The organism is Sabulicella rubraurantiaca, from assembly GCF_017355885.1.
Classification (GTDB): domain Bacteria; phylum Pseudomonadota; class Alphaproteobacteria; order Acetobacterales; family Acetobacteraceae; genus Roseococcus; species Roseococcus rubraurantiacus.
In genome coordinates this window covers 56,608-81,108 of the sequence record NZ_JAFEUU010000009.1, presented here as the reverse complement: position 1 = coordinate 81,108, position 24,501 = coordinate 56,608, and the positions used below count along the sequence as shown (strand labels likewise).

General features: G+C 71.3%; 25 protein-coding genes and 1 pseudogene. 11 read left to right on the top strand and 15 right to left on the bottom strand.

Annotation, left to right across the window (positions count from 1 at the left end):
• The first annotated feature begins 148 nt into the window (after positions 1-148).
• From JTJ31_RS16215 to JTJ31_RS16200, 4 genes are all read left to right on the top strand, one after another.
• Complete coding sequence (locus JTJ31_RS16215) at positions 149-655, top strand: MarR family winged helix-turn-helix transcriptional regulator (RefSeq protein WP_207539768.1); 507 nt, start codon at positions 149-151, stop codon at positions 653-655.
• A 138-nt stretch (positions 656-793) separates the two neighbouring features.
• Complete coding sequence (hslO, locus tag JTJ31_RS16210; RefSeq protein WP_207539767.1) at positions 794-1,765, top strand: Hsp33 family molecular chaperone HslO; 972 nt, start codon at positions 794-796, stop codon at positions 1,763-1,765.
• Positions 1,765-2,385, top strand: coding sequence for a hypothetical protein (locus JTJ31_RS16205; protein ID WP_207539766.1), 621 nt, complete (start codon positions 1,765-1,767; stop codon positions 2,383-2,385). The genes hslO and JTJ31_RS16205 overlap by 1 nt, the downstream gene beginning before the upstream one ends.
• Before the next feature lie 66 nt (positions 2,386-2,451).
• The gene (locus JTJ31_RS16200) at positions 2,452-3,426 is read left to right on the top strand and encodes a Bug family tripartite tricarboxylate transporter substrate binding protein (protein WP_207539765.1); all 975 of its coding nucleotides are present in this window, start codon (positions 2,452-2,454) and stop codon (positions 3,424-3,426) included.
• On the opposite strand, the gene JTJ31_RS16195 is transcribed toward JTJ31_RS16200, so the two are convergent.
• Positions 3,423-3,845: a nuclear transport factor 2 family protein gene (locus JTJ31_RS16195; RefSeq protein ID WP_207539764.1), complete on the bottom strand. Its 423-nt coding sequence runs from the start codon at positions 3,843-3,845 to the stop codon at positions 3,423-3,425. The two genes, JTJ31_RS16200 and JTJ31_RS16195, sit on opposite strands and share 4 nt — an antisense overlap.
• A gap of 68 nt (positions 3,846-3,913) precedes the next feature.
• Between JTJ31_RS16195 and JTJ31_RS16190 the strand changes: the two genes are divergently transcribed.
• The gene (locus tag JTJ31_RS16190; protein WP_207539763.1) at positions 3,914-4,372 is read left to right on the top strand and encodes a MarR family winged helix-turn-helix transcriptional regulator; all 459 of its coding nucleotides are present in this window, start codon (positions 3,914-3,916) and stop codon (positions 4,370-4,372) included.
• Here JTJ31_RS16190 and JTJ31_RS16185 read toward each other — a convergent pair.
• The 6 genes from JTJ31_RS16185 to JTJ31_RS16160 are packed head-to-tail and all read right to left on the bottom strand — an operon-like array spanning position 4,362 to position 8,434.
• Complete coding sequence (locus tag JTJ31_RS16185) at positions 4,362-4,661, bottom strand: AzlD domain-containing protein (protein WP_207539762.1); 300 nt, start codon at positions 4,659-4,661, stop codon at positions 4,362-4,364. The two genes, JTJ31_RS16190 and JTJ31_RS16185, sit on opposite strands and share 11 nt — an antisense overlap.
• Positions 4,654-5,316 carry an AzlC family ABC transporter permease gene (locus JTJ31_RS16180; protein ID WP_207539761.1) on the bottom strand — a complete coding sequence of 221 codons (663 nt, stop codon included), beginning with the start codon at positions 5,314-5,316 and terminating at the stop codon, positions 4,654-4,656. Before JTJ31_RS16180 ends, JTJ31_RS16185 begins: the two co-directional genes overlap by 8 nt.
• The gene (locus tag JTJ31_RS16175; RefSeq protein ID WP_207539760.1) at positions 5,313-5,672 is read right to left on the bottom strand and encodes a helix-turn-helix domain-containing protein; all 360 of its coding nucleotides are present in this window, start codon (positions 5,670-5,672) and stop codon (positions 5,313-5,315) included. Before JTJ31_RS16175 ends, JTJ31_RS16180 begins: the two co-directional genes overlap by 4 nt.
• A 22-nt stretch (positions 5,673-5,694) precedes the next feature.
• Positions 5,695-6,222 (bottom strand): Smr/MutS family protein, encoded by a 528-nt coding sequence (locus JTJ31_RS16170; protein WP_207539759.1) that lies wholly within the window; start codon positions 6,220-6,222, stop codon positions 5,695-5,697.
• Positions 6,222-7,010 carry a LutC/YkgG family protein gene (locus JTJ31_RS16165; protein WP_207539758.1) on the bottom strand — a complete coding sequence of 263 codons (789 nt, stop codon included), beginning with the start codon at positions 7,008-7,010 and terminating at the stop codon, positions 6,222-6,224. Before JTJ31_RS16165 ends, JTJ31_RS16170 begins: the two co-directional genes overlap by 1 nt.
• Positions 7,007-8,434 carry a LutB/LldF family L-lactate oxidation iron-sulfur protein gene (locus JTJ31_RS16160; RefSeq protein ID WP_207539757.1) on the bottom strand — a complete coding sequence of 476 codons (1,428 nt, stop codon included), beginning with the start codon at positions 8,432-8,434 and terminating at the stop codon, positions 7,007-7,009. The genes JTJ31_RS16165 and JTJ31_RS16160 overlap by 4 nt, the downstream gene beginning before the upstream one ends.
• A 23-nt stretch (positions 8,435-8,457) precedes the next feature.
• On the opposite strand from JTJ31_RS16160, the gene JTJ31_RS16155 reads away from it, so the two are divergent.
• Entirely contained in the window at positions 8,458-9,375 is a 918-nt protein-coding gene (locus tag JTJ31_RS16155; protein WP_207539756.1) for a class I SAM-dependent methyltransferase, read from the top strand.
• Positions 9,376-9,403: 28 nt separating this feature from the next.
• Here the strand turns inward: JTJ31_RS16155 and JTJ31_RS16150 are convergent, their stop codons facing one another.
• Positions 9,404-12,874, bottom strand: a complete 3,471-nt coding sequence (locus tag JTJ31_RS16150; protein WP_207539755.1) for an autotransporter family protein — start codon at positions 12,872-12,874, stop codon at positions 9,404-9,406.
• Between the two features lie 149 nt (positions 12,875-13,023).
• Here JTJ31_RS16150 and JTJ31_RS16145 point away from each other — a divergent pair, with 149 nt between their 5' ends.
• A complete protein-coding gene (locus JTJ31_RS16145) occupies positions 13,024-14,352 on the top strand; it encodes an omega-aminotransferase AptA (RefSeq protein WP_207539754.1) in 1,329 nt (442 codons plus the stop codon).
• A gap of 181 nt (positions 14,353-14,533) precedes the next feature.
• Here the strand turns inward: JTJ31_RS16145 and JTJ31_RS16140 are convergent, their stop codons facing one another.
• The 3 genes and pseudogenes from JTJ31_RS16140 to JTJ31_RS16130 all read right to left on the bottom strand — a co-directional run.
• Positions 14,534-15,526 (bottom strand): Bug family tripartite tricarboxylate transporter substrate binding protein, encoded by a 993-nt coding sequence (locus JTJ31_RS16140; protein WP_207539753.1) that lies wholly within the window; start codon positions 15,524-15,526, stop codon positions 14,534-14,536.
• A 165-nt stretch (positions 15,527-15,691) separates the two neighbouring features.
• Positions 15,692-15,850 carry a hypothetical protein gene (locus JTJ31_RS16135; RefSeq protein WP_207539752.1) on the bottom strand — a complete coding sequence of 53 codons (159 nt, stop codon included), beginning with the start codon at positions 15,848-15,850 and terminating at the stop codon, positions 15,692-15,694.
• 59 nt (positions 15,851-15,909) lie between these two features.
• A pseudogene (locus JTJ31_RS16130) lies at positions 15,910-16,095 on the bottom strand (plasmid stabilization protein); the annotation flags it as partial.
• Positions 16,096-16,203: 108 nt separating this feature from the next.
• On the opposite strand from JTJ31_RS16130, the gene JTJ31_RS16125 reads away from it, so the two are divergent.
• The 4 genes from JTJ31_RS16125 (at position 16,204) to JTJ31_RS16110 (ending at position 19,514) form a co-directional block, all read left to right on the top strand.
• Positions 16,204-17,184, top strand: a complete 981-nt coding sequence (locus JTJ31_RS16125; RefSeq protein ID WP_207539750.1) for a CobW family GTP-binding protein — start codon at positions 16,204-16,206, stop codon at positions 17,182-17,184.
• On the top strand, positions 17,181-18,209 hold the full coding sequence (locus JTJ31_RS16120; protein WP_207539749.1) for a WD40 repeat domain-containing protein: 1,029 nt from the start codon (positions 17,181-17,183) through the stop codon (positions 18,207-18,209). Before JTJ31_RS16125 ends, JTJ31_RS16120 begins: the two co-directional genes overlap by 4 nt.
• Positions 18,206-19,024: an aldo/keto reductase gene (locus tag JTJ31_RS16115; protein ID WP_207539748.1), complete on the top strand. Its 819-nt coding sequence runs from the start codon at positions 18,206-18,208 to the stop codon at positions 19,022-19,024. The genes JTJ31_RS16120 and JTJ31_RS16115 overlap by 4 nt, the downstream gene beginning before the upstream one ends.
• Before the next feature lie 61 nt (positions 19,025-19,085).
• Entirely contained in the window at positions 19,086-19,514 is a 429-nt protein-coding gene (locus JTJ31_RS16110) for a DUF3775 domain-containing protein (protein ID WP_207539747.1), read from the top strand.
• Positions 19,515-19,521: 7 nt separating this feature from the next.
• On the opposite strand, the gene JTJ31_RS16105 is transcribed toward JTJ31_RS16110, so the two are convergent.
• The 4 genes from JTJ31_RS16105 to JTJ31_RS16090 form a co-directional block, all read right to left on the bottom strand.
• Entirely contained in the window at positions 19,522-20,589 is a 1,068-nt protein-coding gene (locus tag JTJ31_RS16105) for a hypothetical protein (protein WP_207539746.1), read from the bottom strand.
• A 31-nt stretch (positions 20,590-20,620) separates the two neighbouring features.
• Entirely contained in the window at positions 20,621-21,310 is a 690-nt protein-coding gene (locus JTJ31_RS16100; protein ID WP_207539745.1) for a DUF1194 domain-containing protein, read from the bottom strand.
• 37 nt (positions 21,311-21,347) lie between these two features.
• Positions 21,348-22,490: a DegT/DnrJ/EryC1/StrS family aminotransferase gene (locus tag JTJ31_RS16095; RefSeq protein WP_207539744.1), complete on the bottom strand. Its 1,143-nt coding sequence runs from the start codon at positions 22,488-22,490 to the stop codon at positions 21,348-21,350.
• Positions 22,491-22,558: 68 nt separating this feature from the next.
• Entirely contained in the window at positions 22,559-24,496 is a 1,938-nt protein-coding gene (locus JTJ31_RS16090) for a polysaccharide biosynthesis protein (protein ID WP_207539743.1), read from the bottom strand.
• Positions 24,497-24,501 lie beyond the last annotated feature (5 nt).

Here is a 24,501-nt window from a genome sequence, read left to right as displayed (position 1 = left end):
CCGCCCGCTCCCCCTGCCGCCGCGGGAGGTTAGCTTATGAAATTTCATGTGTCATGACGGCGACACTCATGCGTAGTTCACCGAATTGGAAGTGCTCGCAAATACCGCCAAGACGAAGCCTATGGACACCTTGCCCCGAGACCGCGACATGGACATCGCCCTAAACAACGAGGCGCCGCATACTTCTGTCGTTCCATCGGGCGAGGGTCGCTTCGTGGACGATTACCTTCTCTACCTGATGGCCCGCGCTTCGCATGCCATCTCGGCCGAGTTCCACGCGACGCTGCGCCGCGCGGGCATCCAGGTTCCGGTGTGGCGCGTCCTCGCCTCCCTGTCCGGCAGCACCACCGGCGAGACGGTGACCGGCCTTGCCGAGGCTTGCCTGCTCCAGCAGCCGACCATGACCAAGCTGCTCGACCGCATGGTGCGCGACGGGCTGGTGAAGCGCATGCCGGATGCGCGCGACCGCCGCGTGGTCCGCATCGCCATGACGCCGCGCGGCGAGGCGACGGTGCGCGACCTGCTGGTCTCGGCCAAGGCGCATGAGGCGGAACTCCTGTCCCGCTTCCCCGATATCGGCGCTAACCGGCTCAAGGAACTGCTCCGCAGCATGGCTGCCCGTCCGGCGCGTGGCCGCCGCCGCGAAGCCGCGTGAGGATTCCCCCGCCCGAGAAGCTCGGGCGCTGGGTGCTGGCCGCCCTGGTTCTGGCGGCCTTGGTCAACATCCTGGTTCTGATAACGCGCTGAGGCTCCGGCCCGGCGCGTTTCCCGTTGTGGGTGGCCGGAGGGTGCAATGCGGCTCCCGCGTCGCTATCTCCCTCCCGTGACCCAGTTCGAACCCGACTTCCTCAACCACGACCGGCCGGACGTGCCGAATCTCGTGGTTTCCGACGGCGTGAGCCCCTTCCACCTGCACCACAAGCCCGTTCGCGGGCGCCTGGTACGGCTCGGCCCGCTCGCCGACGCGATCCTGTCCCGCCGCGAGCAGCCGGAGCCGGTGCAGCGCCTGCTCGGCCAAGCGCTGGCGCTGACGGCCGGCCTCGCCTCCGCCCTGAAGTATCGTGGCTCCTTCTCGCTCCAGGCCAAGGGGGATGGGCCGGTGCCGCTGCTGATCGCCGACTGCACCGATGGCGGCGAGCTGCGCGGCCATGCCCGGGTGCTGGACGACAAGCTGGCCATGTATGGGCGCAACCCCTCGCCCCGCGCGCTGATGGGCAAGGGCTACCTCGCCTTCACCTGCGACCAGGGGCCGGAAATGGACCGCTACCAGGGCATCGTCGCCCTGGAGGGCCAGGACCTGACGGAGATGGCGGCGGGCTACTTCGCCTCCTCCGAGCAGTTGCGCACCCATCTGCACCTCGCGTGTGCGGAGGGGCCGGAGGGGTGGCGCGCCTCCGCCCTCATCATGGAGCGCGTGGCGGGCGAAGGCGGGCTGGCGCCCGGCATGAACGCCGCTGAGCAGGACGATGCCTGGGACACCGCCGTCACCCTGGCGCGCACCCTCACAGAGGAGGAGCTTCTGGACGATTCGCTGCCGCCCGGGCAGCTTCTCCACCGGCTCTTCGCGCTGGAGGGGCTCGCGCTCGATCAGACGCGGGCCCTTGCCTATGGCTGCCGCTGCTCGCGCTCGCGCCTTGCAGGGGTGCTGGAAGGCTTCCCGGCCGAGGATCTCGACGATATGGCCGAGGAGGGGCGCATCACCATGACTTGCGAGTTCTGCAACGTCCATTTCCGCTTCGAGCGCGACCAGGTGCAGGGACGCTGATGCGGCGGCGCGTTCTTCTCCTCGCCCTGCCGGCTGCCGCTTGCGCCTCCTCGCCGCCGCCGCGCGTCGAGGGGCCTCCGATCGGCTACAGCCACCTGACTCAGCTTCGGTTGGACGTCGCCTCGGTGGAGATTGACGGGCGCGACCCCCTGCCCGGCCCCGGCGACCTGGGGCGCGAGCTGAGCCCCAGCGCCACCGATGCGGTGCGGATCATGGGCCGCGACCGGCTTTCCGCCTTCGGGACGGAGAATCGCGCAGTGTTCAGCGTCCCGCGCGCGCAGATCACGCGCGACCGGCAGGGCGGGGGCGGTTTCCTGGGCGGCGGAGCGACCGAAAGGCTGGAGGCGCGCCTAGCCGCGCGGCTGGAGATCCAAGACCCGAATGGCCGCCGCCTGGGCTTCGCCGAGGCGGAAACCAGCCGCGTCCGCACCGGCGTGGAATCCAACCCCGCCGCGCGCCGCGCCGCCGCCGAGTCGCTGCTGCGCCAGGCGATGTTCGACCTGAACACGGAGTTCGAATTCCAGCTCCGCCGCTCGCTGCGTCCTTACCTGACCGAGGGGCCCGGACGCGGCCCTGCCCCTGGTGGTGGCGTGGAGCGGGAGGCGCTGCCCCCATCCTGAGTGGGGCGTCTTGAACACGGCGCGGATTCCGGCGGAAGCTTCCCTCACTGAAATGGAGGCTTCCCCATGGTCCTCGCCCGCCGCGCGTTGCTTGCCGCGCCGCTCTTGCTGCCCGCCGTCACGGCGCGGGCGCAGTCCTGGCAGCCGACGCGGCCGCTTCGGATGATCGTTCCCTTTGCCCCCGGCGGCTCCACTGATGTGGGCGGGCGCATCATCGCCGAGCGCATGTCGGAAACCCTGGGCCAGTCCGTGGTGGTGGAGAACCGCACCGGCGCCGGCGGTGCAGTTGGCATCGAGGCCGCGGCCCGCTCCCCCGCCGATGGGCACACACTGCTGGTCGCCACCAACGGCGCCTTCACCCTGGCGCCGCATCTCGGGCTGATGCGGCAGGTGGATGTTCGGCGCGACCTCGCCATGGTGTCGCTGATCTTCACCACGGACGTGATCGTGGTGGTCCACCCCTCCGTGCCCGCGCGCACGCTGCCGGAGTTCATCGCCCATGCGAAGGCCAATCCCGGGCGGCTTTCCTTCGCCACGTCGGGCGTGGGCACGGGGACGCATATCTTCACCGAGCTGTTCATGGCGGTGACGGGCACGCAGATGACGCACGTGCCCTATCGCGGCTCCGGCCAAGCGATGAGCGACCTGGTGAACGGGACGGTGCAGGTGATGCTGGACCAGCCCGCCTCCTCCATCGCGCAGGTGCGGCAGAACCTGATCCGCGTCCTCGCCACCAGCGGGCCGCGCCGCCTCTCCCTGCTGCCCGACACCCCGACCTTCACCGAGCTGGGCTATCCTGCGGCGACGGTGCAGTCCTGGGGCTCCATCGCTGTGCCTTCGGGCACGCCGCAAGCCGCCATCGAGCGCCTGGGCACGGCGGTGCGCGAGGCGGTGGCGCATCCGCAGGTGGTGCAGCGCATGGCCGGCGCCGGGCTGGACGCGGTTGGCTCCACCCCCGCCGAGATGGAGGCCTTCGTCGGCCGCGAGTATGAGCGCTGGGGCCAGGTGATCCGGGAGCGCAACATCCGCGTGGAAGGTTAGTCCAGGCGGCGCCAGCCCTCGAACACCGTCTCCCGCGCGATCAGCCCGTCCTGCATCTCAAAGACGTGCAGAAGGCGGATCTCGACGCGGGAGCCGACGGGAACCGGCGCGTTCACCATGCCGTCGCCGGTGAGGCGCAGGCGCACGATGCAGTCATCCACCACGCGCGTCTCCGTGGCGAAGCGGTCGAGCGGCGCGATCTCGACCTCGGCCATGGAGGCGAACATGCGGCGGTAATTGGCCTCGATCTCCGCGAGGCTCGACAGGCGCAGGCCGCGCCCCGGCACCTCCAGCACGATTTCCGGCGCGTAGAGCGCCATGATGGAAGCGGGGTCCTCCGCCTCGCCGCGCATATGCGCGTCCACGGTGGCGAGGTTGCGCGCGATGAGGTCGGGCTGGATGGCGGCGTGGTGGGTCATGGCGCTTCCTTTCGTCAAATTGCCTGACTAAACTAGGCAGAACACCTGACTTCCTGTCAAGAAACGAAATGACAGTCGAACGACACCCCACCGAGGCGCGCCGCAGCCTTGGCTGGCTGCTCCGCCTGCCCTACGCGCAGCTGAGCGAGCGCGTCTATGGCGGCCTTGCCGCGCGCGGTTTTCCGGATATCCGCACCGCGCACGGCGCGGTGTTCCGTCACATCCTCCCCTCCGGCTCCCGCCTCACCGAACTCGCTGAGGCAGCGGGGATGACCAAGCAGGGCATGGCCTATCTGGTGGAGGGGCTGACCGGGGCCGGCTACCTGGAGTCGCGGCCTGACCCGGCGGATGGCCGCGCCCGCCGCATCCACCTGACGCGGCGCGGCCAGGCGGTGATGGAGGCATTGCTGGAATTGAGCGAGGAGGCGGAGGAGGAGTTCGGCCGCCGCATCGGCGCCGCCAAGCTGGCCCGGCTGCGCACCTTGCTGGAGGAACTGGCCGAGGAGCTGTCGCCGGCTAAGGGCTGAGCAGCACCGCCACGGCCAACCCGGCCAGCACCGGCAGCAGCAGCCCGCCGCGCCAGAACAGCACGGCCACCGCCGCCCCCATCCCACCCAGCCGTGCCGCGATGGGAAGCGTCGCCAGCGCACCGGACGGCATCAGCAGCGCCGAGGCCACAAAGGCCGCCAGCGTCGCCATCGCCACGGAGGAGGCCCATCGGATGAAGGGATGCTCCGCCCCCATCCGCCCAGCCATCGCCAGCCCGGCGGCGCGCAGCGCCACACAGGCGCCGATGAGCAGCAGGAGTTCAGTCACGGCGGCGCGCCGACAGGGCGAAGGCGACGCTGCCGCCCACCAGCCCGGCCGCCAGCAATCCGAGGCTCGCGGGGAGGACCAGCGCCAGCGGCGTCGCCAGCAGGCCGCAGGCAACGGAAAGCCGCGCCGGATGGACCCGCGCCGCATCGGCGACGATCAGGCCGAAATAGATCGGGTTGGTCAGCAGCAGCACCGCCAGCACCGGACCGGGCAGCCGCCCCGCCAGTAGGAACCCGGCCAGGGCGGAGAGTCCCGCCACGATCCAGGAGGTGAGGGCGAAGCCGAGGAACCAGCGCAGCCGGTCGGTGGGCGGGGTGTGGGGTAGGCGCCGCATCGCCATGGCCCAGGGCGTCACCGCGATGAAGGGCAGGGACAGCCAGCGCCCCCCTCCCCGGCCGAGCCAGGGCGAGAGCGATACCGCCATGGGCAGGAAGCGCGCATTCGCCGCCACCGCCGCCGCCACGCCGCCCCCGCCGAGCAGGATCATCTGCCCCGGCATGCCATAGACCCCCAGCGCGGCGAGCAGGGTCCAGCCCAGCGACAGCCCCGCCGCGGCGGCCGCCGTCCCGAAGGCCAGGAAGGTCGCCGCCATGGCAAGGGCGGGGGCGCCCAGCGCCTCGCGGCAGGCGCGGGCGAAGGGGCCGGTCCCACTCAAGGGAATTTGGCCTCCAGCAGCGCCAGCAGGGCATGTACCCGCTCGGAAGGGAGGTCGCGGATGCGGCGGGCCAGCTCGTTCGCGAGCCGCGTCGCCTCGGGGCTCAGCCCCGCCGTGTCCACCACCACGCGCGGGTGCGACAGCCGCGCCAGGGAGACGAGTTCTTCCGCCTCGTCCCAGATCAGGCCGAAATGTTCGTTCACCTGGTGCACCAAGCCAGGCGAAGGCCGGCCGCGCCGCCCGTGCTCCAGCGCCGAGAGATAGGCGGGCGAAACCTGAAGCGCCGCCGCCAGCTCCGTCAGGGTGATGCCGCGCGCCTCCCGCAGTTCCCGCAGCTTGCGGCCGAAGGGGGTCACGGCGCGTCGCTTCGCGTCTGGATCATGTACGTGGGCGGCGCAGCAGGAGATGCACAGCCCCGGCATTGGCGCGGTGCGGATGCGCCGCGCCGAGCACGAGGCCGCGCAGCCCCGGCGCATTCAGCCAATGCGGCAATTCCCGCCGCAGCACGCCCCCTTCCGGCGTGGAACCCTTGCCGGTGACGATGCACACGCAGCGCACACCGTCCGCCAGCGCGGAATGGAGAAAGGAGGAGACGGCGCCATGCGCGGCGGCGGCCGTCATGCCGTGCAGATCCAGCTTGCGCTCGGGCCGCAGCTTGCCACGCCGCAGGTCGCGCCAGCGCCGCGCATCCAGGCCGGGCGGCGGGGCGCCGACCGCCACTTCCGGCGGGGGTAGGCGCGGCTTCAGCGGCGGAGGCGCGGCAGGACGCGGCGGCGGCGTGATCGTGACGGCGGGCGCGGCCGGGGGCGGCGGGACGGCACGGCCGGGCAGCGCGCGTACGCGCTGGGCATAGGCCGCCCAGACCGCGCGGTCCTCCTCCGTCAACTCGCCCCGGCGACGACGCATCAATCGCCCGGGCTGGCGGGCTCGCCCGGCTCCGCGATGGGATGGCGCGCCGGCTCGGGGCGCAAATCCGGCGCGGCCGCCACCGCCTCCGGCATGGCCGCCAGGTCGTCATCCAGCAGGATGACATGCAGGCGGCGCGGCCCGTGCGCGCCCAGTTCCAGCGTCTGCTCAATGTCGGCGGAGCGCGAAGGACCGGTGACCAGCATGACGTTGCGCGGCATGAAGCCGCCGGTCAGCGGGTCCACCCGCTCGGCGCGCAGGAGATCCCACGCCTCCTCATAGGCGCCGACGATGCGCGAGGCGCGCAGGAACACCATCGCCGTGTCGGGCAGCAGGTTCAGCGTGGTCGGGCGCTCGCCGGCGACGGGCAGCATCAGCGTCCCTGTCTCGGCAATCGCGGCGAAGCCGTGCTGCAGGCTGGCCTGGTCGCTGGCCGCGCCTTTCCGCGCCTCGAATTCCAGCAGCGGACGGTCGCTCCAGTCGATGCCCTGAAGTTCCGGGTGCGGCGCCATGGCGAAGCGCGGTGGCAGGTTATGCGCCGCGAGGTAGTCGGACACGGCGGCAGGCACGGCGGCGAGGTCCGGCACACGCTCCACCGTGCCGAACTCCTTCTCCACGTTGCGGATGAACAGCGCCACCTGACCGGCGCGGTCCAGCCGCGAGCGCGCGGGGATGAGGTGGCGCGGATGTGCCGCCATGCGGGCGCGCAGCATCGCCTTCTGGTCCTCCGGCAGCGGGCCGCGCTTCAGCCCGCGCCGGATGGTGCCGAGGATGGCGTCGCGGCTCATGGGCGCGCTCCCCGCTGGCGGCGCTTGTATTGCGCCATGAAGGTGCCGCCCTGCGGCACGGGCAGGTCGCGCCCCGCCGTCCAGCCGCCGGCCAGCGGCAGCGAACGGAAGCTGCCCTTGCCGCGCCCGAGCAGCCCCAGCGCCCCGGTCGCGGCGCGCGTCGCCATCCGATAGAGCGCGGGCCGCTTCGCGAACCACCCCCAGATGCCAAGATTGGCGCGGATGGTCGAAGGCGTCAGGTGGCGCTCGAACTCGCGCTCCCGCCAATGGCGCATCAGCTTGGGCAGCGGGATCTTCACCGGGCAGACGCTCTCGCACCGGCCGCAGAAGGTCGAGGCGTTGGGCAGGTGCCCCGCCTTGTCCACGCCGATCAGCGTCGGCGTCAGCACCGAGCCCATCGGGCCGGGATACACCCACCCATAGGCATGCCCGCCCACCACGCCATAGACCGGGCAGTGATTCATGCAGGCCGAGCAGCGGATGCAGCGCAGCATGTCCTGGAAGTCCGTGCCGACCATGTTGGAGCGCCCGGCATCCACCAGGATGACATGGTACTCCTCGGGCCCGTCCAGGTCGCCCTCGCGCCGCACGCCGGTCGAGAAGGTGGTGTAGACGGAGAAATCCTGCCCCGTGGCGGAGCGCGCGAGCAGGCGCAGTAGGGAAGTGCAATCCTCCAGCGTCGGGACGATCTTCTCGATGCTGGCGAGGACGATGTGGACGCGCGGCAGGGTCTGCGTCAGGTCGCCATTGCCCTCATTGGTGACGATGACGCTGCTGCCCGTCTCGGCGACCAGGAAGTTGGCGCCGGTGATGCCCACGTCGGCGATGAGGAACTTGTTGCGCAGCTTGGCGCGCGCCTCGGTGAGGATGTCGCGCCGCTCGTGGAAGACGCGGTCCTTCGGCAGGTCGGTGTGCGAGGCGCGGAAGCTTTCCTCCCAATCCTCGCGGTTCAGATGGAAGGCCGGACCGATGATGTGGGAGGGCGGCTCATTGCGAAGCTGCAGGATGTATTCGCCCAGGTCGGTCTCGACTGGCTGGATGCCGTGCGCCTCCAGGTGCTCGTTGATCCCGAGTTCCTCGGAGATCATGGACTTGCCCTTGGTGACGGTGCGTGCCCCGGCGCGGCGGCAGATTTCCAGCACGGCGCGGCGGGCATCGTCAGCAGTGTGGCACCAATGCACGTGCCCGCCCGCCCCCTGCACCTTCGCCTCGTATTCCTCCAGGTAGAAATCCAGGTGCTGGAGGGTGTGGTTCTTGATGTCGCGCCCGATGTCGCGCAGCCGCTCGAACTCCGGCAGGCCGGCGACGGCAGCGCCGCGCTTGTTCAGGAAGCCGCCCTTGGCGCGGTCGAGCGCCTTCTGGAGGCTGGGATCCTCCAGCGCGCGGGCAGCGTTGTCCTTGAAGGCGGGGGAGGTGGCGAGCACGGGGCAGCGTTTCCCGGAAAGGGGTGGCCCGCCAGCATAGCGCAAGCGGCGTCCGCGCGGAACGCGCCACGCTCGACGGAAGCCGGACGCGCTGGCAGGCTTCCCGCATGGAAGAGGATTGGCGCCGGCTGAACCGGGCGAACTGGGACGAGCGCACGGCGCTGCACCTGGGACCACGCGGCTACGACCTGTCCACGCACCGGGCGGGAAGCGGGCGGCTCGACCCTATCGTCGAAGCGATGCTGCCGCCGCTGGAGGGGCTGCGCCTCCTCCACCTGCAATGCCACATCGGCGATGACAGCCTGGCCCTGCTCCAGCGCGGCGCGAAGGAGGTGACGGGGGTGGATTGGAGCCCGCCCGCCATCGCCGCCGCCCGCGCCCTGGCCGACGAGACGGGCGCGGCGGCGCTGCGCTTCGTCGAGAGCGACGTCCTCGCCGCGCCGGAAGCGATGCCGGGGGAGGAGGCCAGCTTCGACCTCATCTTCACCTCCTGGGGGACGATTGGCTGGCTGCCCGACATCCGCCGCTGGGCACGGGTGGTGGCGCATTTCCTGCGGCCCGGCGGGCGCCTCCTCTTCGCCGATGGGCATCCCGTCGCCGCCGTGTTCGATGGCTGGTCCCCGCCCGGAGACCCGGAGGGAAAGCCCGGCTGGCTCGTCCCCTATTTCGAGCGCAAGGGCCGCGTCTTCGAGGATGCGGTGGATTACTGCGACCCCTCCGTGCCCATCCGCAACAGCCGGACAGTGGCATGGCTGCACCCGCTGGGCGACGTGCTGGACGCGCTGCACGAGGCCGGGCTGCGGCTGGAGCGGCTGCGCGAGCATGACCGCCTCCCCTGGGCCTTCTTCCCTGGCCTGGTGCGCGGGGCGGACGGGCTCTGGACCTGGCCCTCGCAGCCCTGGCTGCCCCTGTCCTACAGCCTCGTCGCGATCAAGGGCTGACGCGCCGTCCGGTCGGGAGGGCGCAGCCTCAGAACCTCACCCGCAACCCGCCCGAGACCGTCTGCGCCGTCAGGTTGCTCCGCCATTCCGAGGCGTAGTCCAGGAAGAGCGAGACGCCCGGCCGCAGCGCCAGGCTGGCGCCCGCGCCCAGCAGCGCCGCGTCGCGGCCCAGCCGGGTGGACGTGGCCTGGAAGCCCGCATCCGGCGCACCGAGCAGCGCCGCGCGCGTCGTGGCCGAGGCATCGGCGAATTCATGCGCCCAGCCCACGCGCAGCGCCGGCGTGACGGACATCCCGCCCCAGGGCAGGTCGAAGCGCCGGGCGGCGGTCACCCCGAGCACGCTGCGGAAGGAAAGCATGTCGCCCCCCTGGACACGCAGCCCCAGGCTGCCCGCGCCCGTCTCGGTCACGCCCGCGCGGCTCACGCGGTCGATGCGCAGGGCGAGGCTGGGCTCGATCTGCCAACCCGCGGCCTCCGCCGCGATGCCTGCCCGCACCCCGCCCCCAAGGGAGCCGCCCTCCGCCGATCCGCGTGCCTGACGGCCAAAGGCGGCGAGGCCGCGCTGCGACACGTCCCGCGCCCAGCCGCCGCCCGCGTCGCCCTCGACGAAGACGCCGCTTGATCCCGTCCAGCCGCCGTAAAGGGCGAGGTTCAGCGCCTCTCCCTCGATGCGGGCGCCCGAGCGGGTGGTGACCACGCCGGAGGTGTAGCCGAGCGCGACGCCCGCCCGCGCCCCGGCGCCGAGCCGGATCTCGGTGCCCGCCGCAACCCCGCCGAGCCCCGCCGTGAAGCCCGGCGCACCGTCGCGCCCGGCGCGCAGCATCGGCTGGCCCAGGGCGCGGAACCACGCGGCGCGGTCGGAAGCCAGCGCGACGCCTTGCGCGCCCCGTGCCTCGCGGCCCCCGCGCGCGAGGGCCAGCTGCTCAGATAGCCCCGCCGTGAAGGCCTGCCGGGCAGAAAGCCGCGCCGCCAAGCCATCGCCCCAGGAGGTGCCGGCCAACGCCTCCAGCGTCGCCGGCAGGGCGGAGGGGGCCAGGGCATAGAGCGGGCCGAAGACCGCGGCGGCCTCGCCGGACAGGCGCGGGCCGGCCGCGGGGCGGAAGGCATCCAGGGTCGCGCCCACTGCCATCTGGTTGGGCGTCTGCGGCAGGCCCGCGTCGCGCAGCGCGGCATAGGCGGCCGGGGTGGTCATGAGGGTGACGGAGTTTGCGCCGTAGAGCAGGTCGAAGCGCGTACCCGCCGTGCCGGCAGAAGGCTGCGCCACGGCGGCGAACTGGCCCGACACGCCGCCATCGGCCTGCACGAAGGTGAAGCCCTGGCCGAGAACGGGGGTGAAGCTGTTCGTCGCGCCGGACAGGCCACGCAGGACGGGGGCAACGGTGCCGGCAGCGGCGAAGCTTCCGCCCTGCACCACGACGCGGTCGAACTGGCCCGGGCCGTTCCCCGTGCCGGTGCCGTCCACCTCCACCGCGAGGACGGAGCCGGGCAGCATCGTGACCGGCGCCGTGAAGACCAGCGTTCCAGGCGAATTGCCCGGATCCAGTGTCCCCGCGACCGCAGTCGGCGCATTCACCGTGCCGGTGCCGCCCAGCGTCGCGCCGGGCGCGACGAGCAGGGCCGGGGCGGTCAGGCTGCCCGAGACGGAGAGACGTCCGCCACCCAGCGTCACCGGGCCAGCGGAAACGGCATCGCCCCCGTGATCCAGCCTCCCGTCGCCGAGTACGGAGATGGCGCCGTCATGGGTGAAGGCACCGCGCAGGGCGATGACATAGCCGCCCGTGGTGTCGAAGGCGCCGCCCGACACGCTGACGGGACGGAGGATGTTCAGGTTGGCCAGGGCCCTGAGCGTTCCACCCTGCAGCGCTAGAGGGGCACCGGCTGCGCCGAGCGAGAGGTCGGAGGCGGTGGCCAGCACCGCGCCCCCGCGCACCAGCGTGCCGCCCGCCTGAGTATTGGTGCCGCTCAGCGTCACCTGACCCGGCCCGCTGACCGTCAGCTGCCCCGGCCCCGAGAGATTGCCGGTCAGCGCGACGCTCTGCCTGCCCGGCTGCACCGTGCCGCCCCCGGCAGTGAGGTTCACGGGATTGGGCAGGGTGAAGCCGCCCGCGCCGATCAGCCGCCCGCCATCCAGCGTCAGCGCGCCCGAGCCGAGCTCGTTCCCCACGCCGATGGCGAGGCCGGTGCCCGCGCCGACCGTGGTTCCGCCCGTGTAGGCCCCCCGCCCGGCCAAGTTAAAGGTGCCGCCGCCCGAGAGCGTCAGCGAATGGGCACCGGTGATGCCGCCCGTCAGCGCCGCCGTGCCGGGGGTGGCGAGCGCCGTGTCGGCCACCAGCACCGTCGGCAAGCTGGACAGGAACAGGCTCGGAAGCTGCCAGGATCCCTGAAGGACGAGGCCGGGGGCGACGTGCCCCTCGGTCGCGCCCGCGGCGCGGCGATAGCCGACGAAGCCGTTGCCGCTGTCGTAGATGATGTCGAAGGCCTTGAGCGCGTAGCGCCCCGTGTTCACGAAGGGGGTGGTGCCGTGCGGAATGATGACGCTGCTGGGCTCAAGGGCCGAGCCACCGCCCACCATGAATCCGTAGGAGGCGAGGCCCGCCGCCTCCAGCCCGGGCAGCGACACGGTGACGCGCGTGCCCGCGGGCACGGTCTGCCCCGCGGCGAGGCCGGTGCCCGCGCCAGGCACCAGGAACATCTCGTTCACGCCGGTATCCACCAGCGAGTTCCCCTGGCCTCGGACGCCGTTGACGACGGTGCCGCCGGAGGCGGGCATCCACTCGCCGGGGATGGCGGGGTTGGGCAGCAGCCGCGCGAAGGCGGCGCCGGCCGTGTCGGCGGCGGTCAGGCCCAGCGTAACCCCGCCCCGCGTCACGACATAACCGGGGACATAGTTGGCGCCAGGCGTCACCGCCTCCAGCCCGCTGGCGCCGCGCATCTGGACGATGTTGATCAGGGCGTTGTTGCGCGGGCGGGAATCCTGCTGCTCGTCCGCCTCGCGCGCGAAGCCGACGCCCATCATGGAGACACCGCTGGGGCTGGTGGTGGGGGTGCATTCGCGCGCGTTGGTCAGGCAGGTGATCTGGGTCACCTGCAGCACCGGCACCTCGGCCACGGCGGCCACGCCTTGCGCGTCGTGGATGTTCACGCGCGTCAGGTACCAAGTGCCGTGATTCACGCGGCCGGAACTCGTGTAGGTCAGCTGGCCAGGGCCGATCGCCATGTCGCCCGCCTGCGGCTGGTAGTTGTCCGGCGAGGCGACGATGCCCATGGAGCCCGTATCCATGGTGAAGGCCAGGGTGCCCGGCGTGAAGGAACCGCCCGACAAGCCGCTGAAGGAAAGCTGGAGCGAGGGCGAATGCGTCAGCGACCCGTTCGTCCCGGCATTGTGATACGGGACGAAGACGCTGGCGGCGCTGCCGTCATACAGGTTCCAGCCCTGCGCGGAGGCGGCGGAGGCTGCACAGGCGAAGGCGAGGGCGAAGGGCGGGACGCGTTGGCGCATCGGAGAATCCAGGCAGGGAGCTTTAAGACCCCCTAGCCGCGCGTCCCGGCATCCATAAGACGGAGTTCTACGGATTCCCCTTCTGGGCGGGTGTTCCAACCTCCGCCCGCTTGGGTCTAGAGTCGCGCCAGCCGCCAAGGATCTGCCCGATGAACGAGATCTCGATCCCTCGCCCGAACGACCTCGACGCGTTCTGGATGCCCTTCAGCGACAACAAGTATTTCAAGGGCACGCCGCGCCTGCTCGCCCGCGCCGAGGGCATGCACTACTTCACCCCCGAGGGGCGCGAGGTGTTGGACGGCACAGCCGGGCTGTGGTGCTGCAATGCCGGCCACGGGCGGCGCGAGATCACCGAGGCGATCCAGAAGCAGGCCGCCATCCTGGACTTCGCACCGACCTTCCAGCTCGGCCATCCCATCGCCTTCGAGGCCGCATCGCGCGTGGCGGACCTGACGCCGGCCGGACTCGACCGCGTCTTCTTTACCAATTCGGGCAGCGAGAGCGCCGACACGGCTCTGAAGATCGCCCTCGCCTACCAGAAGGCCATCGGCCACGCGCAGCGCGTGCGCCTCGTGGGGCGGGAGCGCGGCTATCACGGCGTCGGCTTCGGCGGCATGTCGGTGGGCGGCATCGGCCCGAACCGCAAGCAGTTCGGCGCCATGTTGCCCTATGTGGACCACCTTTCCGCCACCCACCTGCCCGACCGCAACGCCTTCGCGAAGGGCCAGCCCGAGCACGGCGCCTTCCTGGCCGAGGAGGTGGAGAAGCTGGTGGCGCTGCACGGCGACACCATCGCCGCGGTGATGGTGGAGCCCGTCGCCGGCTCGACCGGCGTGCTGGTGCCGCCGGTCGGCTACCTCGAGAAGCTGCGCGAGCTTTGCACCAAGCACGGCATCCTCCTGATCTTCGACGAGGTGATCACGGGCTTCGGCCGCATCGGCAGCCATTTCGGCTCCGAGCGTCTCGGCGTGACGCCGGACATCATCACCATGGCCAAGGGGCTGACCAACGCCGCCGTGCCGATGGGCGCCGTGGCGGTGAAGAACGAGATCCACGACGCCATCGTGACCGGCGTCGCCGGCGGCATCGAGTTCTTCCACGGCTACACCTATTCCGGCCACCCGCTGGCCTCGGCCGCCGCCATCGCCGCCATGGAGATCCATGTACGCGAGGATCTGCCCGGCCGCGTCCGCGCCATCGAGCCCTATTGGGAGGAAGCGGCCCACTCGCTGCGCGCCGCGCCCGGCGTCATCGACATCCGCAATCACGGGCTGATCGCAGGGATCGAGCTGCAATCCACCGCCGGCAAGCCGGGCGACCGCGCCATGCGCGTGTTCCGCCGCTGCTTCGACGATGGTCTGCTGGTGCGGGTGACGGGCGACATCGTCGCGCTCTCGCCGCCGCTCATCATCGAGAAGTCGCACGTGGACCGCATCGTCACCACGCTGGGCGACGCGATCCACAAGGAAGCCGCGTAGCGGCTTTCTTGTAGTTTTTCTGTCCTCAGGCGCCGGGCGCGGCCTCCGGCCGCTTGGCTTTCGCCGCGCCTCGGCTGCGCCGGTTGGGTGGTCAGTCTGGCGGCGCCGGCCGCTGTGCGGCCGGATGGAGGCCGGCAGGCAATGAGGTGACGCTGGCGGGGTTCCGCCAGCGCCTTTCTTGTCAGTCCAGCGAGGCGCCCGAGGCTTCGACGAGGCCCTGCCAGACGCGTTCCTGCGCGCGCAGGTATTCGCCGAAGGCGGCCGGGGTCTCGTCCCACACCGGCGTGAAGCCCAGCGGCTCCAGCCGCCCCTTGTAGTCCTCGGAGCGGACCACCTGCACCAGCGCCTCGTGCAGGCGCTGGATCGCGGGGGCGGGCGTGCGGGCTGGGACAGAGACCGAGTACCAGGACTGCATGTCGATGTTGGAGTTGGGCAGCACTTCCTTCATGCCGGGCACATCGCGCAGCTCGGGCACGTAGGTGACGCGCTCGGCGCTGCCCACGGCCAGCGGGCGGAAGCGGCCCGAGCGGACATGCGGCATCAGCGCCGGGATGACGTCGAACATCATGTCGATCGTGCCAGCCAGCAGGTCGGTGATGGCCGGGCCGCCGCCCCGATACGGAATGTGGCTGATATCCATTCCCGCCGCGCGATTGATGGAAGAGAGCGTCAGATGGCTCACCGTGCCGGTGCCCGAGGAACCCATGCTGATCCGTCCCGGTGCGGCCTTCGCAGCCGCGACGAGGTCGGCGAAGCTTCGCCAGGGCCGGTCGGCATTCACCACCAGCAGCACCGTCCCGGTCGAGACGCGCGTGACGGGCGCCAGGTCGCGCATCGGGTCGAAGGGCATGGAACGGCGGTACAGGAACTTGTTCGCCGCCAGGATGCTGGCATTGCCGAGCAGGATGGTGTGCCCATCCGCCTCGGCCTTGGCGACGGCATCGGCACCGATATTGCCGCCCGCGCCGCCACGGTTGTCCACCACGATGGTCTGGCCGAGGATGGGCTGCAGCCGCTCGGCGAGGAGGCGCCCGGTGATGTCGACCGCGCCGCCGGCTGCGAATGGCACGATCATCCGCAGGGTTCGGTTCGGGTAGTTGGTCTGGGCGGAGGCGAGGCTCGGCATGGCCAGGAGGGCCGCCGCACCCATCATCTGGCGCCGTGTCGTGCTCATGAACAACTCTCCTCGAGACTGGAACCTATGGCGGCGGCACGGATGCCACGGCAGGCCGGGGCCGTGAAGCATGACGGGCGCTTCATCTGGCCCGGCCATGTCTGGCACGGCCCCAAAAAGCGGCGTCCTGCCCCTGTCCCTGGCAATCGTGGACCGGTCCTTGCCTCAGCCGCTCTTGCCCACCTGGTCCTTCATGGCGCCGTCGGTTTCGCCGCTGACGCTGGAGCCGGCGCTGGTCCCCTCGCCCTTGCCGGAGGCGGCACGATCGGGGTGCTTGCGAGTCTTCTCCGCCGCGAGGTCAGGGGTGGTGGAACGCGTGTCCATCTCGCCGTCCGTGGTCTTGGCCGAGCCACTCGGCTTGTTCTGCCCGCCGCCCATGGTCAGTGCGCCGTGGGCTTGCTGCGGCCGGAGCCGGATTTCTTGCCACCGCCATCCTGCTTGTTGACGGTCGCCCAGGCCCGGGACTCGGCTTCCTTCTCCGAAACACCGCGCGCCTCGTAGCCTTCGGCGATATGCTCGGCCTTGCGCTTCTGCTTGTCGGTGTATTTGTCCTTGGAACCCTGTGTCATGGGAGCCTCCTCGTCGCTTCGCAGGGGCAACGTCCCGGGTGGGCGGGGGTTTTGCCTCCCACCGGGCACGGTCCATATAGGGCAAAAGCCTGACGGAGTTTCCTTCCCATGGTGCAGAACCCTTCCGAACCCGTGCCCGTGACCGTGCTCACCGGCTATCTCGGCGCGGGCAAGACGACGCTGCTGAACCGCATCCTCACCGAGAACCACGGCAAGAAATACGCCGTGGTGATCAACGAGTTCGGCGAACTCGGCGTGGACAACGACCTCGTGGTGGATGCCGACGAGGAAGTGTTCGAGATGAACAATGGCTGTATCTGCTGCACGGTGCGCGGTGACCTGATCCGCATCCTGTCCGGTCTGATGAAGCGGCGCGGCAAGTTCGACGGCATCATCGTCGAGACGACGGGCCTCGCGGACCCCGCCCCCGTCGCCCAGACCTTCTTCGTGGATGAGGACGTGAAGCGGGCCACCAAGCTCGATTCCATCGTCACCGTGGTGGATGCCAAGCACCTCGCCGCGCGGCTGGAGGACAGCAAGGAGGCGGAGGAGCAGATCGCCTTCGCCGACCTCATCGTCCTGAACAAGATGGACCTGGTGAGCGAGGAGGAGGCGGCCTTGGTCGAGCGCCGCATCCGCGGCATCAACCCCTATGCCGAGATCCGCCGCGCCACCAAGAGCGACGTGCCGGTGAACGAGGTGATCGGCCGCGACAGCTTCTCGCTGGAGCGCATCCTGAGCCGCGAGCCCGAGTTCCTGTCCGGCGAGGACGAGCACGAGCACGACAGCGAGGTCAACAGCGTCTCCTTCGAGGTGTCGCGCCCCATCGACCCAGAGAAGTTCAACTCCTGGATGAGCGACCTCCTCGCCGCCAAGGGGCAGGACCTGCTGCGGACCAAGGGCATTCTCGCCTATCCCGGCGATGACCGCCGCTTCGCCTTCCAAGCGGTGCACATGATCGCCGATGGCGACTTCATCGGCCCCTGGAAGGAGGGCGAGGAGCGCCGCTCCAAGATCGTCTTCATCGGGCGCGACCTGAACCGCCCCGTGCTGCGCCGCGGCTTCGAGGCCTGCCAGGTGCCGGCGTGAGCACGACCGCCCCGGCGCCCGAGTTCCTGATCGCCAGCCGCGGCACCAGCGCCGATCTGGGCGCCTGGGTGGTGGGCCTCGCCTTCGGGCGCGATGGACGCGGCCTTTTCGCGGGGCTGGGGGATGGCACGGTCCGCATCGCCCAGCCCGGCGCCGAGTGGCGCGTGGTGGAGGCGCATGACGGCGCGGTGCTGTCCCTTTGCGCCGATGCGAAGGATGGCGCGCTGTCCGGCGGCGACGACGGGCGCCTGATGCGCGTGCCCTTCGAGGGCGCGGCGGAGGAGGTAGCGCGCTACGGCTCCAAGTGGATCGAGCACGTCGCCGCCCACGAATCCGGGCTGCGCGCCTGTGCCGTCGGCAAGGCCGTGCACGTGCTGGACGCGAAGGGCACGGCGCTGAAGTCGCTCGCCCATCCTTCCTCGGTGGGCGGAGTCGCCTTCGACACCAAGGGCAAGCGCGTCGCCGCCTCCCACTACAACGGCGCCTCGCTCTGGTTTGTCGGCGCGAAGGAGGACAAGCCGCGCGTGCTGGAGTGGAAGGGCAGCCACCACGCCATCACCCTCAGCCCCGATGGCACGCATGTCGTTACCGCGATGCAGGAGGCGGCGCTGCATGGCTGGCGCCTCGCCGACGGGCAGCACATGCGGATGTCCGGCTATCCTGCCAAGACCCATTCGCTGTCCTTCACCGCGCGCGGCAAGTGGCTGGCGACCAGCGGGGCGGAGGCGGTGGTGCTTTGGCCCTTCTTCGGCGGCGGGCCGATGGGCAAGGCGCCGACTGAACTCGCGGGTGGGGACGGGGTGATTTGCACCCGCGTCGCCTGCCACCCGCAGCACGAGATGGTGGCGGCAGGTTTCGAGGACGGGCTCGTGCTGCTCACCGACATCGGCTCCGGCCGGGTGCTGCCCATCGCGCCGCCGGGCGGCGGCGGCGTGTCCGCCCTGGTGTGGAACGCCTCCGGCACGCTGCTCGCCTTCGGGACGGAGGAAGGGCGCTGCGGGATCGTGGATCTCAGCAAGCGATGATGCTGGAAACAAAGCAGGTGCGAATGCCGGCGCTCGGCCTCGGCACCTGGCCGATGCGCGGGGCGGATTGCGAGGCGGCGGTGGAATCCGCCCTCGCCCTCGGATATCGCCACCTCGACACCGCCGAGATGTACGGCAATGAGCGCGAGGTCGGCACCGCCCTCCGGCGCGGCGGAGTTCCGCGCGAGGAGGTCTTCGTCACCACCAAGATCTGGTGGGACCGCACCACCGGCCCCGCCCTGCGCACCGCCGCCCTGGCCTCGCTGGAGCGGCTGGGGCTGGACCATGTGGATTTGCTGCTGATCCACTGGCCCTCGCCGCAGATGGACCTCCCTTCCCTGCTGGAAGCGCTGGCGCGGCTGCGGGAGGAAGGGCGCGCCGGTGCGGTGGGCGTGTCCAACTTCCCCGCCGGGATGCTGCGCCGGGCCCTCGACCTTCGCATCACCCCCCTCGCCTGCGTCCAGGTCGAGCATCACGTCATGCTGGACCAGTCGCGCCTGCTAGCGGTGACGGACGAGGCGGGGATGGTGTTGTCCTCCTACACGCCGCTTGGGAAGGGCGATTTGCTGGACCACTCAGCGCTGCGCAAGGTGGCGGCGAAGCACGGCGCCACGCCGGCCCAGGTGGCGCTGGCCGCCATCCTGTCGCGTGGGCGCGTCGCCGCCATCCCCAAGGCCCAGGGCAGGGAGCGTCAGCGCGAGAATCTGGGCGCGCTCGGCCTGCGCCTCGATGAAGAGGACCGTGCAACCCTCGCCGCGCTTCCGCAGAATCGCCGCTTCGTCCAGCCGGATTTCGCGCCCGACTGGAAAGCGTGAAACGGTTCCCTCCCTCGCGTGTTCGCCAGCCGGAATGGAGAACAGCGAGGAGCCCATACCCATGCCCGCGACGGACGAAGACGGCGAGGTGGATCTGGGCGTCAGCCTGGAGGTGATCGCGACGGTCGTGGACCTCGCCAACGCCGTGCAATCCCCCGAGGAAGGCACGCTGGGCGATGGCGACGAGGATGAGGAACTGGACGACGAGAGCGAGTCGGACGACCTCGACGACGAGGACGTCACGCTCGACGTGCTGACGGAGTATATCGACGAGCTGAACGAAGACCAGCAGGCCTCGCTCATCGCCCTGGCCTGGATCGGGCGCGGCGACTACGACGCGGAATCCTGGGACGAAGCGCTGAAGCTCGCTTATGAGCGCAATGCGGCCGGCACGGCGGCGCAGTACCTCGTGGACATGCAGGGGCTGGGCGACCTCCTCGCCGAAGGCGTCGCCGCCTTCGGGCTGAGCGTGGAGGACGTGGAGCGGTAGCCCCGCCTCAGGCCAAGCGGAAGCGCTCGATCCAGCCCGGATCGGGCGTCAGCACCAGTTCCAGCGGCGTGCGCAGCGAAGCGTCCAGCACGTGGTCGCGCGCCGCTTCCTCCGCGAGAAGCGTGGGCTGGGCTGGGTCGTCCAGCGCGGCGGCGCCGGGGAAGGATTCAGCCAGCAGCGCCAGGGCGCGGCGCGGATCCTCGCGGTCGGTCAGCAGCACGGCACGCGGGTCGAAGCGCAGCAGCACCACGCAGTCCGCCCCGGCGAGGGCGTCGCGCGCCGCAAGCGCTTCGCCCACCGCACCGGCGGCACCGAGGCGCAGCAGACCCGGCGCGCCCTCGGGCGCGGCAACGAGTTCGGCAGCGGGCGGGGCGGCGACCGCGAAGGGCGCGGCATCCGCGATTCCGTTGCCGGCGAGGTTGGCGGCCAGGAAGGCGGCCTCGCGCAGCCTTTCCTCGAAGCAGCGCAGCCCGCCATGGCCCGGCAAGGCGGCCGCCATGGCGAGGGAGATCAGCCCGATCCCCGCGCCGCTATCCACGAGCGAAACCCCCTCCGCGCCCTCCGGCCAGAAAGCGCGCAGCGCAGCCGCCACGGCGGGGGCCGTGCCGGGCGCCCCGGCGAAATCCGGGTCGCGCGTGTCGCCCAGCAGAGTTCCTTCCCAGTCGAGCAGGCGCAGGGTGCGGCTGCGCAGCCCCTCGCGAGGCGGAAGCACCGCGCGCACCGCCTCGCCCGCGAACAGCTCGCGGCGCAGCGCATCCAAATCCGCCCCGGCGCGCAGGCGCTGTTCCACCTCGGCCGGCGCGGGGGCGTGGCCGTTGCGCAGCGCCAGCATCGCCTCCACCGCCGCCGGGCCGATGGCCCAGGAGGCGGCGGAGCGCTCCGCGAGTCCGGCGGCGACGCGGCCCTGGAATTCGGGGCTGCGCAGCATGTCGTGGCGCAGGCGTTCCAGGCCGACGCCACGCCATTGCTCGATCACCTCGGGGGATTCGGGGTCGCGGCCCAGCAGCAGGCGATAGGCCCAGCCCACCGTCTCGGCGGTCAGCGGCGCCGTCGCGCCATCCGTCATCGATGTCATGGACGGGATTGAGCCCCGCCATGGGGAAAGATCAAGCGATCTCCCGGATCAGCTTGCGCCGCACCGCCGTGCCGAAGCTCTCGAAATCCTCTGCCACGATCATGAAGGCACCCGGTCCGCCGATCACGTTCTCGGCGTAATACTGGTCGAGCGGGATGGGTGGCATGCGGCCGAAGCTCGGGCGGTCATTCACGATGGGCAGGCCGTTGATGGTGATGCCCTGCGCCACCGCTTCGTCCCGCGCCATGGAGGATGGGCGGCCGCTGTTGTTCACGCCATCGCCCGAGACGTCGATCACGCGCCGCGTCGCCTCGAAGGGTGCCTCCTCCAGCACGCGGCGAGAGAAATCGATGGCGCCCGAGATGGAGGTCCAGGAAAGCGAGGCGCGCGGCGCCTCTGCCAGGGCCTGCGACCATGCATCCGCGTCATGCGCGTCGGCGATGCGGGTCCAGGGCAGGACGAGGCGCTGATACTCGAACCCCGCCCATTCGACATAAGCGAGGCCGATGGCGCCGATCATGCCGCGCCCGATCGCCTCCACCACGCGCGGGTCGCTCACCGCCGCGCGGTAACCCTCGCGCTGGAGGCGCGCCTCGTCCTCGTCGATGGAGCGGGACACGTCCACGGCCAGGACGAGGGCGACATCCACCGGGTCATTGGCCCGCGCAGCGAAAGGCAGGACGGCGGCAGGCAGACCGGCGAGGAGGCTTCGGCGGCGCATGGCGCATCGAAGCGCGCCTTGCCCCCCGGCCGCAACGTCAAAGCGTGGGAAGCAGCGCCTCGCACACGCGATCCACCTGCGCCTCGGAGAGGTAGGGATGCATGGGCAGGGACAGAACCTGCCCCGACAGGGCCTCGGACACGGGCAGCGGGGCGGCGCCCGTCCCGGCATGGGCTGCGCGATAGGCCGGCTGATGATGCAGCGGCTTCGGGTAGTAGATGGCCGAGGGGATGCCTGCCGCCTTCAGCGCTGCCTGTGCGCTGTCCCGCTGCGCTGTCCCTTCGAGGCGGATGGTGAAGAGGCCCCAGGCGCTTTCCATCCCCGCATCCACGCGCTGCAGGGTGACGCGCCCGGCGAGGCGCTCGCGGTAGCGCGCGGCGACGGCGGCGCGCTGCTCCAGCTCGCGCGGGAAGAGCGTCATCTTGCACAGGAGGATGGCGGCCTGGAGCGTGTCCAGGCGCCCATTCATGCCGGTCCGCAGCACCTCGTAGCGGTGCCCGCCCTCGCCATGGGTGCGGAGCGAGCGATACAGATCCGCCCGCTCGGCACTGTCGGTCAGCAGCGCGCCGCCATCGCCGTAACCGCCCAGGGTCTTGGTCGGGTAGAAGGACAGGGCCGCCGCCCCGCCCCAGCGCCCGAGCCGCTTGCCGTGCAGCGCGGCGCCGAAGGCCTGGGCCGCGTCATCCAGGGCGAACATGCCGTATTCGGCGCAGAGCGCCTCAATGGCGGGCCAGTCGGCCGGCAGGCCGAACAAATCCACCCCGACCACGGCGCGCGGGCGCAGCTGCCCCGCCTTCGCCACCGCCTCCACCCGGCGGCGCAGATCGGCGAGGTCGATGTTGAAAGTCTCGGGGTCCACGTCCACGAAGACCGGGGTGGCGCCCAGCACCAGCGGCACCTCGGCGGTGGCGGTGTAGGTGAAGGCCGGCAAGAACACCGCGTCGCCGCGCCCGATCCCCTCGGCCATCATGGCGATCTGCAGGGCATCCGTGCCGGAGGATACGCCCACCGCATGGGCGCAGCCGGCGAAGGAAGCGAGCGCTGCCTCCAGCTCCGCCACCTCGGGCCCGTTGATGAAGCGGCCGGAGGACAGGACGTGCGCCACGCGGCGGTCGATCTCGCCGCGGATCAGCGCCTGCTGCGCCTGCATGTCGAAAAGGGCGATCGGGGTCTCGGTCATGGCGCGCTTCCTGCGGTTTCCGCCGGGGGCAATCAAGTCCCGCCCCCGTCACGAGAAGTGACGACGGTTTACGGCTTGCTCAGGCCGACGGCGGAAGGGTCGGTCATGTGCGCGAACTCGGGCACCAGCCGCGACAACTGCGCCAGGGCCAGCTTGGCGTGGCCGCCCCGCGCGGCCGCCGTCACCTCGTCCAGGGCGCGGCTGACCAGCGCGGTATCGGCCGTACGGGGAGTCGCCACCAGCAGGCCGGGGAAGTGCGTCGGGCGCGGCGGCTCCTGTCCGTGGAACATCTCCTCGAACAGCTTCTCGCCGGGGCGCAGCCCGGTGAAGCGGATCTCCACATCCTGTTCCGGCCGCAGCCCGGCGAGGCGGATCATGCGCCGCGCGAGGTCCACGATCTTCACCGGATTGCCCATGTCGAGCACGAAGATCCCGCCCTCGCGCAGCTCCGGCGGCGTGTCCTGCCGGTCCGCCGCGCCCACCACCGCGGCCTGGAGCACGAGCCCCACCGCCTCGCGCACCGTCATGAAGTAGCGGCGCATGTCGGGATGGGTGACGGTGAGCGGCCCACCGCGCTCCAACTGCCGGCGGAACAGCGGGACGACGGAGCCGGTGGAGCCGAGCACGTTGCCGAAGCGCACCGTGACGCAGCGCATGCCGCGCCCGGTCGCCCGCGCCTCGCGGTCCATGGCCTGGCAATACATCTCGGCGAGGCGCTTGGAGGCGCCCATGACGCTGGTCGGGTTCACCGCCTTGTCGGTGGAGATGAACACCATCAGCGCGCAGCCTGCAGCGCGGGCGGCATCCGCCACGACGCGCGTGCCCTCGCTGTTGGTGAGCAGCCCTTCGAGCGGGTCGCCCTCCACCATCGGCACGTGCTTCAGCGCGGCGGCGTGGAAGACCAGCTCGGGCCGGATCTCTTCCATGAGGCGGCGCATGCGCGCGGCGTCGCGGATATCGGCCAGCACGGCGCGGCGGTGGACGCCCGGATGACGCTCGGAAAGTTCGAGGTCGATCTCGTAGAGCACGTATTCGCCGTGATCGAGCAAGACGAGCAGCGCGGGGCCGAGCGCCGCCACCTGCCGCGCCAGCTCGCCTCCGATCGTGCCGCCCGCGCCGGTCACCAGAACGCGCTTGCCCTGCACCAGCCGTGCCATGCCCTCGCGGTCCAGTGGCACTTGCGGGCGGTCGAGCAATTCCTCGATGGAGACGGGGCGGAGGTCCATGCGCGGCGCGTCGCCGGTGCTGCGCGCGGCATGGCCGAGGGCGGTGGGCTGCGGGGCGCGACGCACCGGCACGCCGTGATGGTCGGCGGCGTCCAGCAGCGCCTCCAGCGCCGGGCCGGACAGGTCGGGCGAGGCGAGGACGATGGCGGAGGGAAGCTGCCCCTCGGCGCGCAGCCCGTCGAGCACCGTATCGGCCTCCTCGATCGTGCCCAGGATCGGGTGGCCCTGGATGCGCCGCCCTGATTGGCGCGACCGGCGGGCCAGGATGCCCTGCACGCGCCAGGAGGGCCGGCGCTCCCGCCGCAGGGCACGGATGAAGAGATCGGCCTGGTCCACCCCGCCCACCACGAGGACAGGCTGCTGCCCCGCATCCTCCGTGCCCCGGCGCAGCGTCTGCAGCCGTCCGGTGAGGCGTGGGATGCCGAGCAGCGCCCCCAGGACCATGGCATGGATCAGCGGATAGGCACCGTTGGGCGAGAACCACAGCCCGCCCAGCCGCAGCCCGGCGGAGAAAAGCCCGGCCGAGATCGCCGCCGCCCCCATCAGCGCCAGCAGGTCGGGCAGCCCGGCATAGCGCCAGTATTGCTTGGGCAGGCCCAGCGCCCAGCCGGGCAGGACCGTCGCGAAGACCGCCAGTGGTAGACCCACAGCCCACCAGAGCAAACCAGGCGGCCAAGCCCCCGGCGCGGCCAGCCACAGGGCGAGCGGCAGCGCCAGCGCCGCCAGCGTGGCGTCGAGGGACAGGTTCAGCAGGATACGGGCCGGGGCGGTGCGCGCCATCGCGA

Excerpts from the sequence above, each read along its gene's own strand:
- JTJ31_RS16215 (WP_207539768.1), top strand. The coding sequence starts at position 149 with ATGGACATCGCCCTAAACAACGAGGCGCCGCATACTTCTGTCGTTCCA.
- hslO (WP_207539767.1), top strand. The coding sequence starts at position 794 with ATGCGGCTCCCGCGTCGCTATCTCCCTCCCGTGACCCAGTTCGAACCC.
- JTJ31_RS16205 (WP_207539766.1), top strand. The coding sequence starts at position 1,765 with ATGCGGCGGCGCGTTCTTCTCCTCGCCCTGCCGGCTGCCGCTTGCGCC.
- JTJ31_RS16200 (WP_207539765.1), top strand. The coding sequence starts at position 2,452 with ATGGTCCTCGCCCGCCGCGCGTTGCTTGCCGCGCCGCTCTTGCTGCCC.
- JTJ31_RS16195 (WP_207539764.1), bottom strand. The coding sequence starts at position 3,845 with ATGACCCACCACGCCGCCATCCAGCCCGACCTCATCGCGCGCAACCTC.
- JTJ31_RS16190 (WP_207539763.1), top strand. The coding sequence starts at position 3,914 with ATGACAGTCGAACGACACCCCACCGAGGCGCGCCGCAGCCTTGGCTGG.
- JTJ31_RS16170 (WP_207539759.1), bottom strand. The coding sequence starts at position 6,222 with ATGCGTCGTCGCCGGGGCGAGTTGACGGAGGAGGACCGCGCGGTCTGG.
- JTJ31_RS16165 (WP_207539758.1), bottom strand. The coding sequence starts at position 7,010 with ATGAGCCGCGACGCCATCCTCGGCACCATCCGGCGCGGGCTGAAGCGC.
- JTJ31_RS16150 (WP_207539755.1), bottom strand. The coding sequence starts at position 12,874 with ATGCGCCAACGCGTCCCGCCCTTCGCCCTCGCCTTCGCCTGTGCAGCC.
- JTJ31_RS16145 (WP_207539754.1), top strand. The coding sequence starts at position 13,024 with ATGAACGAGATCTCGATCCCTCGCCCGAACGACCTCGACGCGTTCTGG.
- JTJ31_RS16140 (WP_207539753.1), bottom strand. The coding sequence starts at position 15,526 with ATGAGCACGACACGGCGCCAGATGATGGGTGCGGCGGCCCTCCTGGCC.
- JTJ31_RS16135 (WP_207539752.1), bottom strand. The coding sequence starts at position 15,850 with ATGGACACGCGTTCCACCACCCCTGACCTCGCGGCGGAGAAGACTCGC.
- JTJ31_RS16125 (WP_207539750.1), top strand. The coding sequence starts at position 16,204 with ATGGTGCAGAACCCTTCCGAACCCGTGCCCGTGACCGTGCTCACCGGC.
- JTJ31_RS16115 (WP_207539748.1), top strand. The coding sequence starts at position 18,206 with ATGATGCTGGAAACAAAGCAGGTGCGAATGCCGGCGCTCGGCCTCGGC.
- JTJ31_RS16110 (WP_207539747.1), top strand. The coding sequence starts at position 19,086 with ATGCCCGCGACGGACGAAGACGGCGAGGTGGATCTGGGCGTCAGCCTG.
- JTJ31_RS16105 (WP_207539746.1), bottom strand. The coding sequence starts at position 20,589 with ATGACATCGATGACGGATGGCGCGACGGCGCCGCTGACCGCCGAGACG.
- JTJ31_RS16100 (WP_207539745.1), bottom strand. The coding sequence starts at position 21,310 with ATGCGCCGCCGAAGCCTCCTCGCCGGTCTGCCTGCCGCCGTCCTGCCT.
- JTJ31_RS16095 (WP_207539744.1), bottom strand. The coding sequence starts at position 22,490 with ATGACCGAGACCCCGATCGCCCTTTTCGACATGCAGGCGCAGCAGGCG.
- JTJ31_RS16090 (WP_207539743.1), bottom strand. The coding sequence starts at position 24,496 with ATGGCGCGCACCGCCCCGGCCCGTATCCTGCTGAACCTGTCCCTCGAC.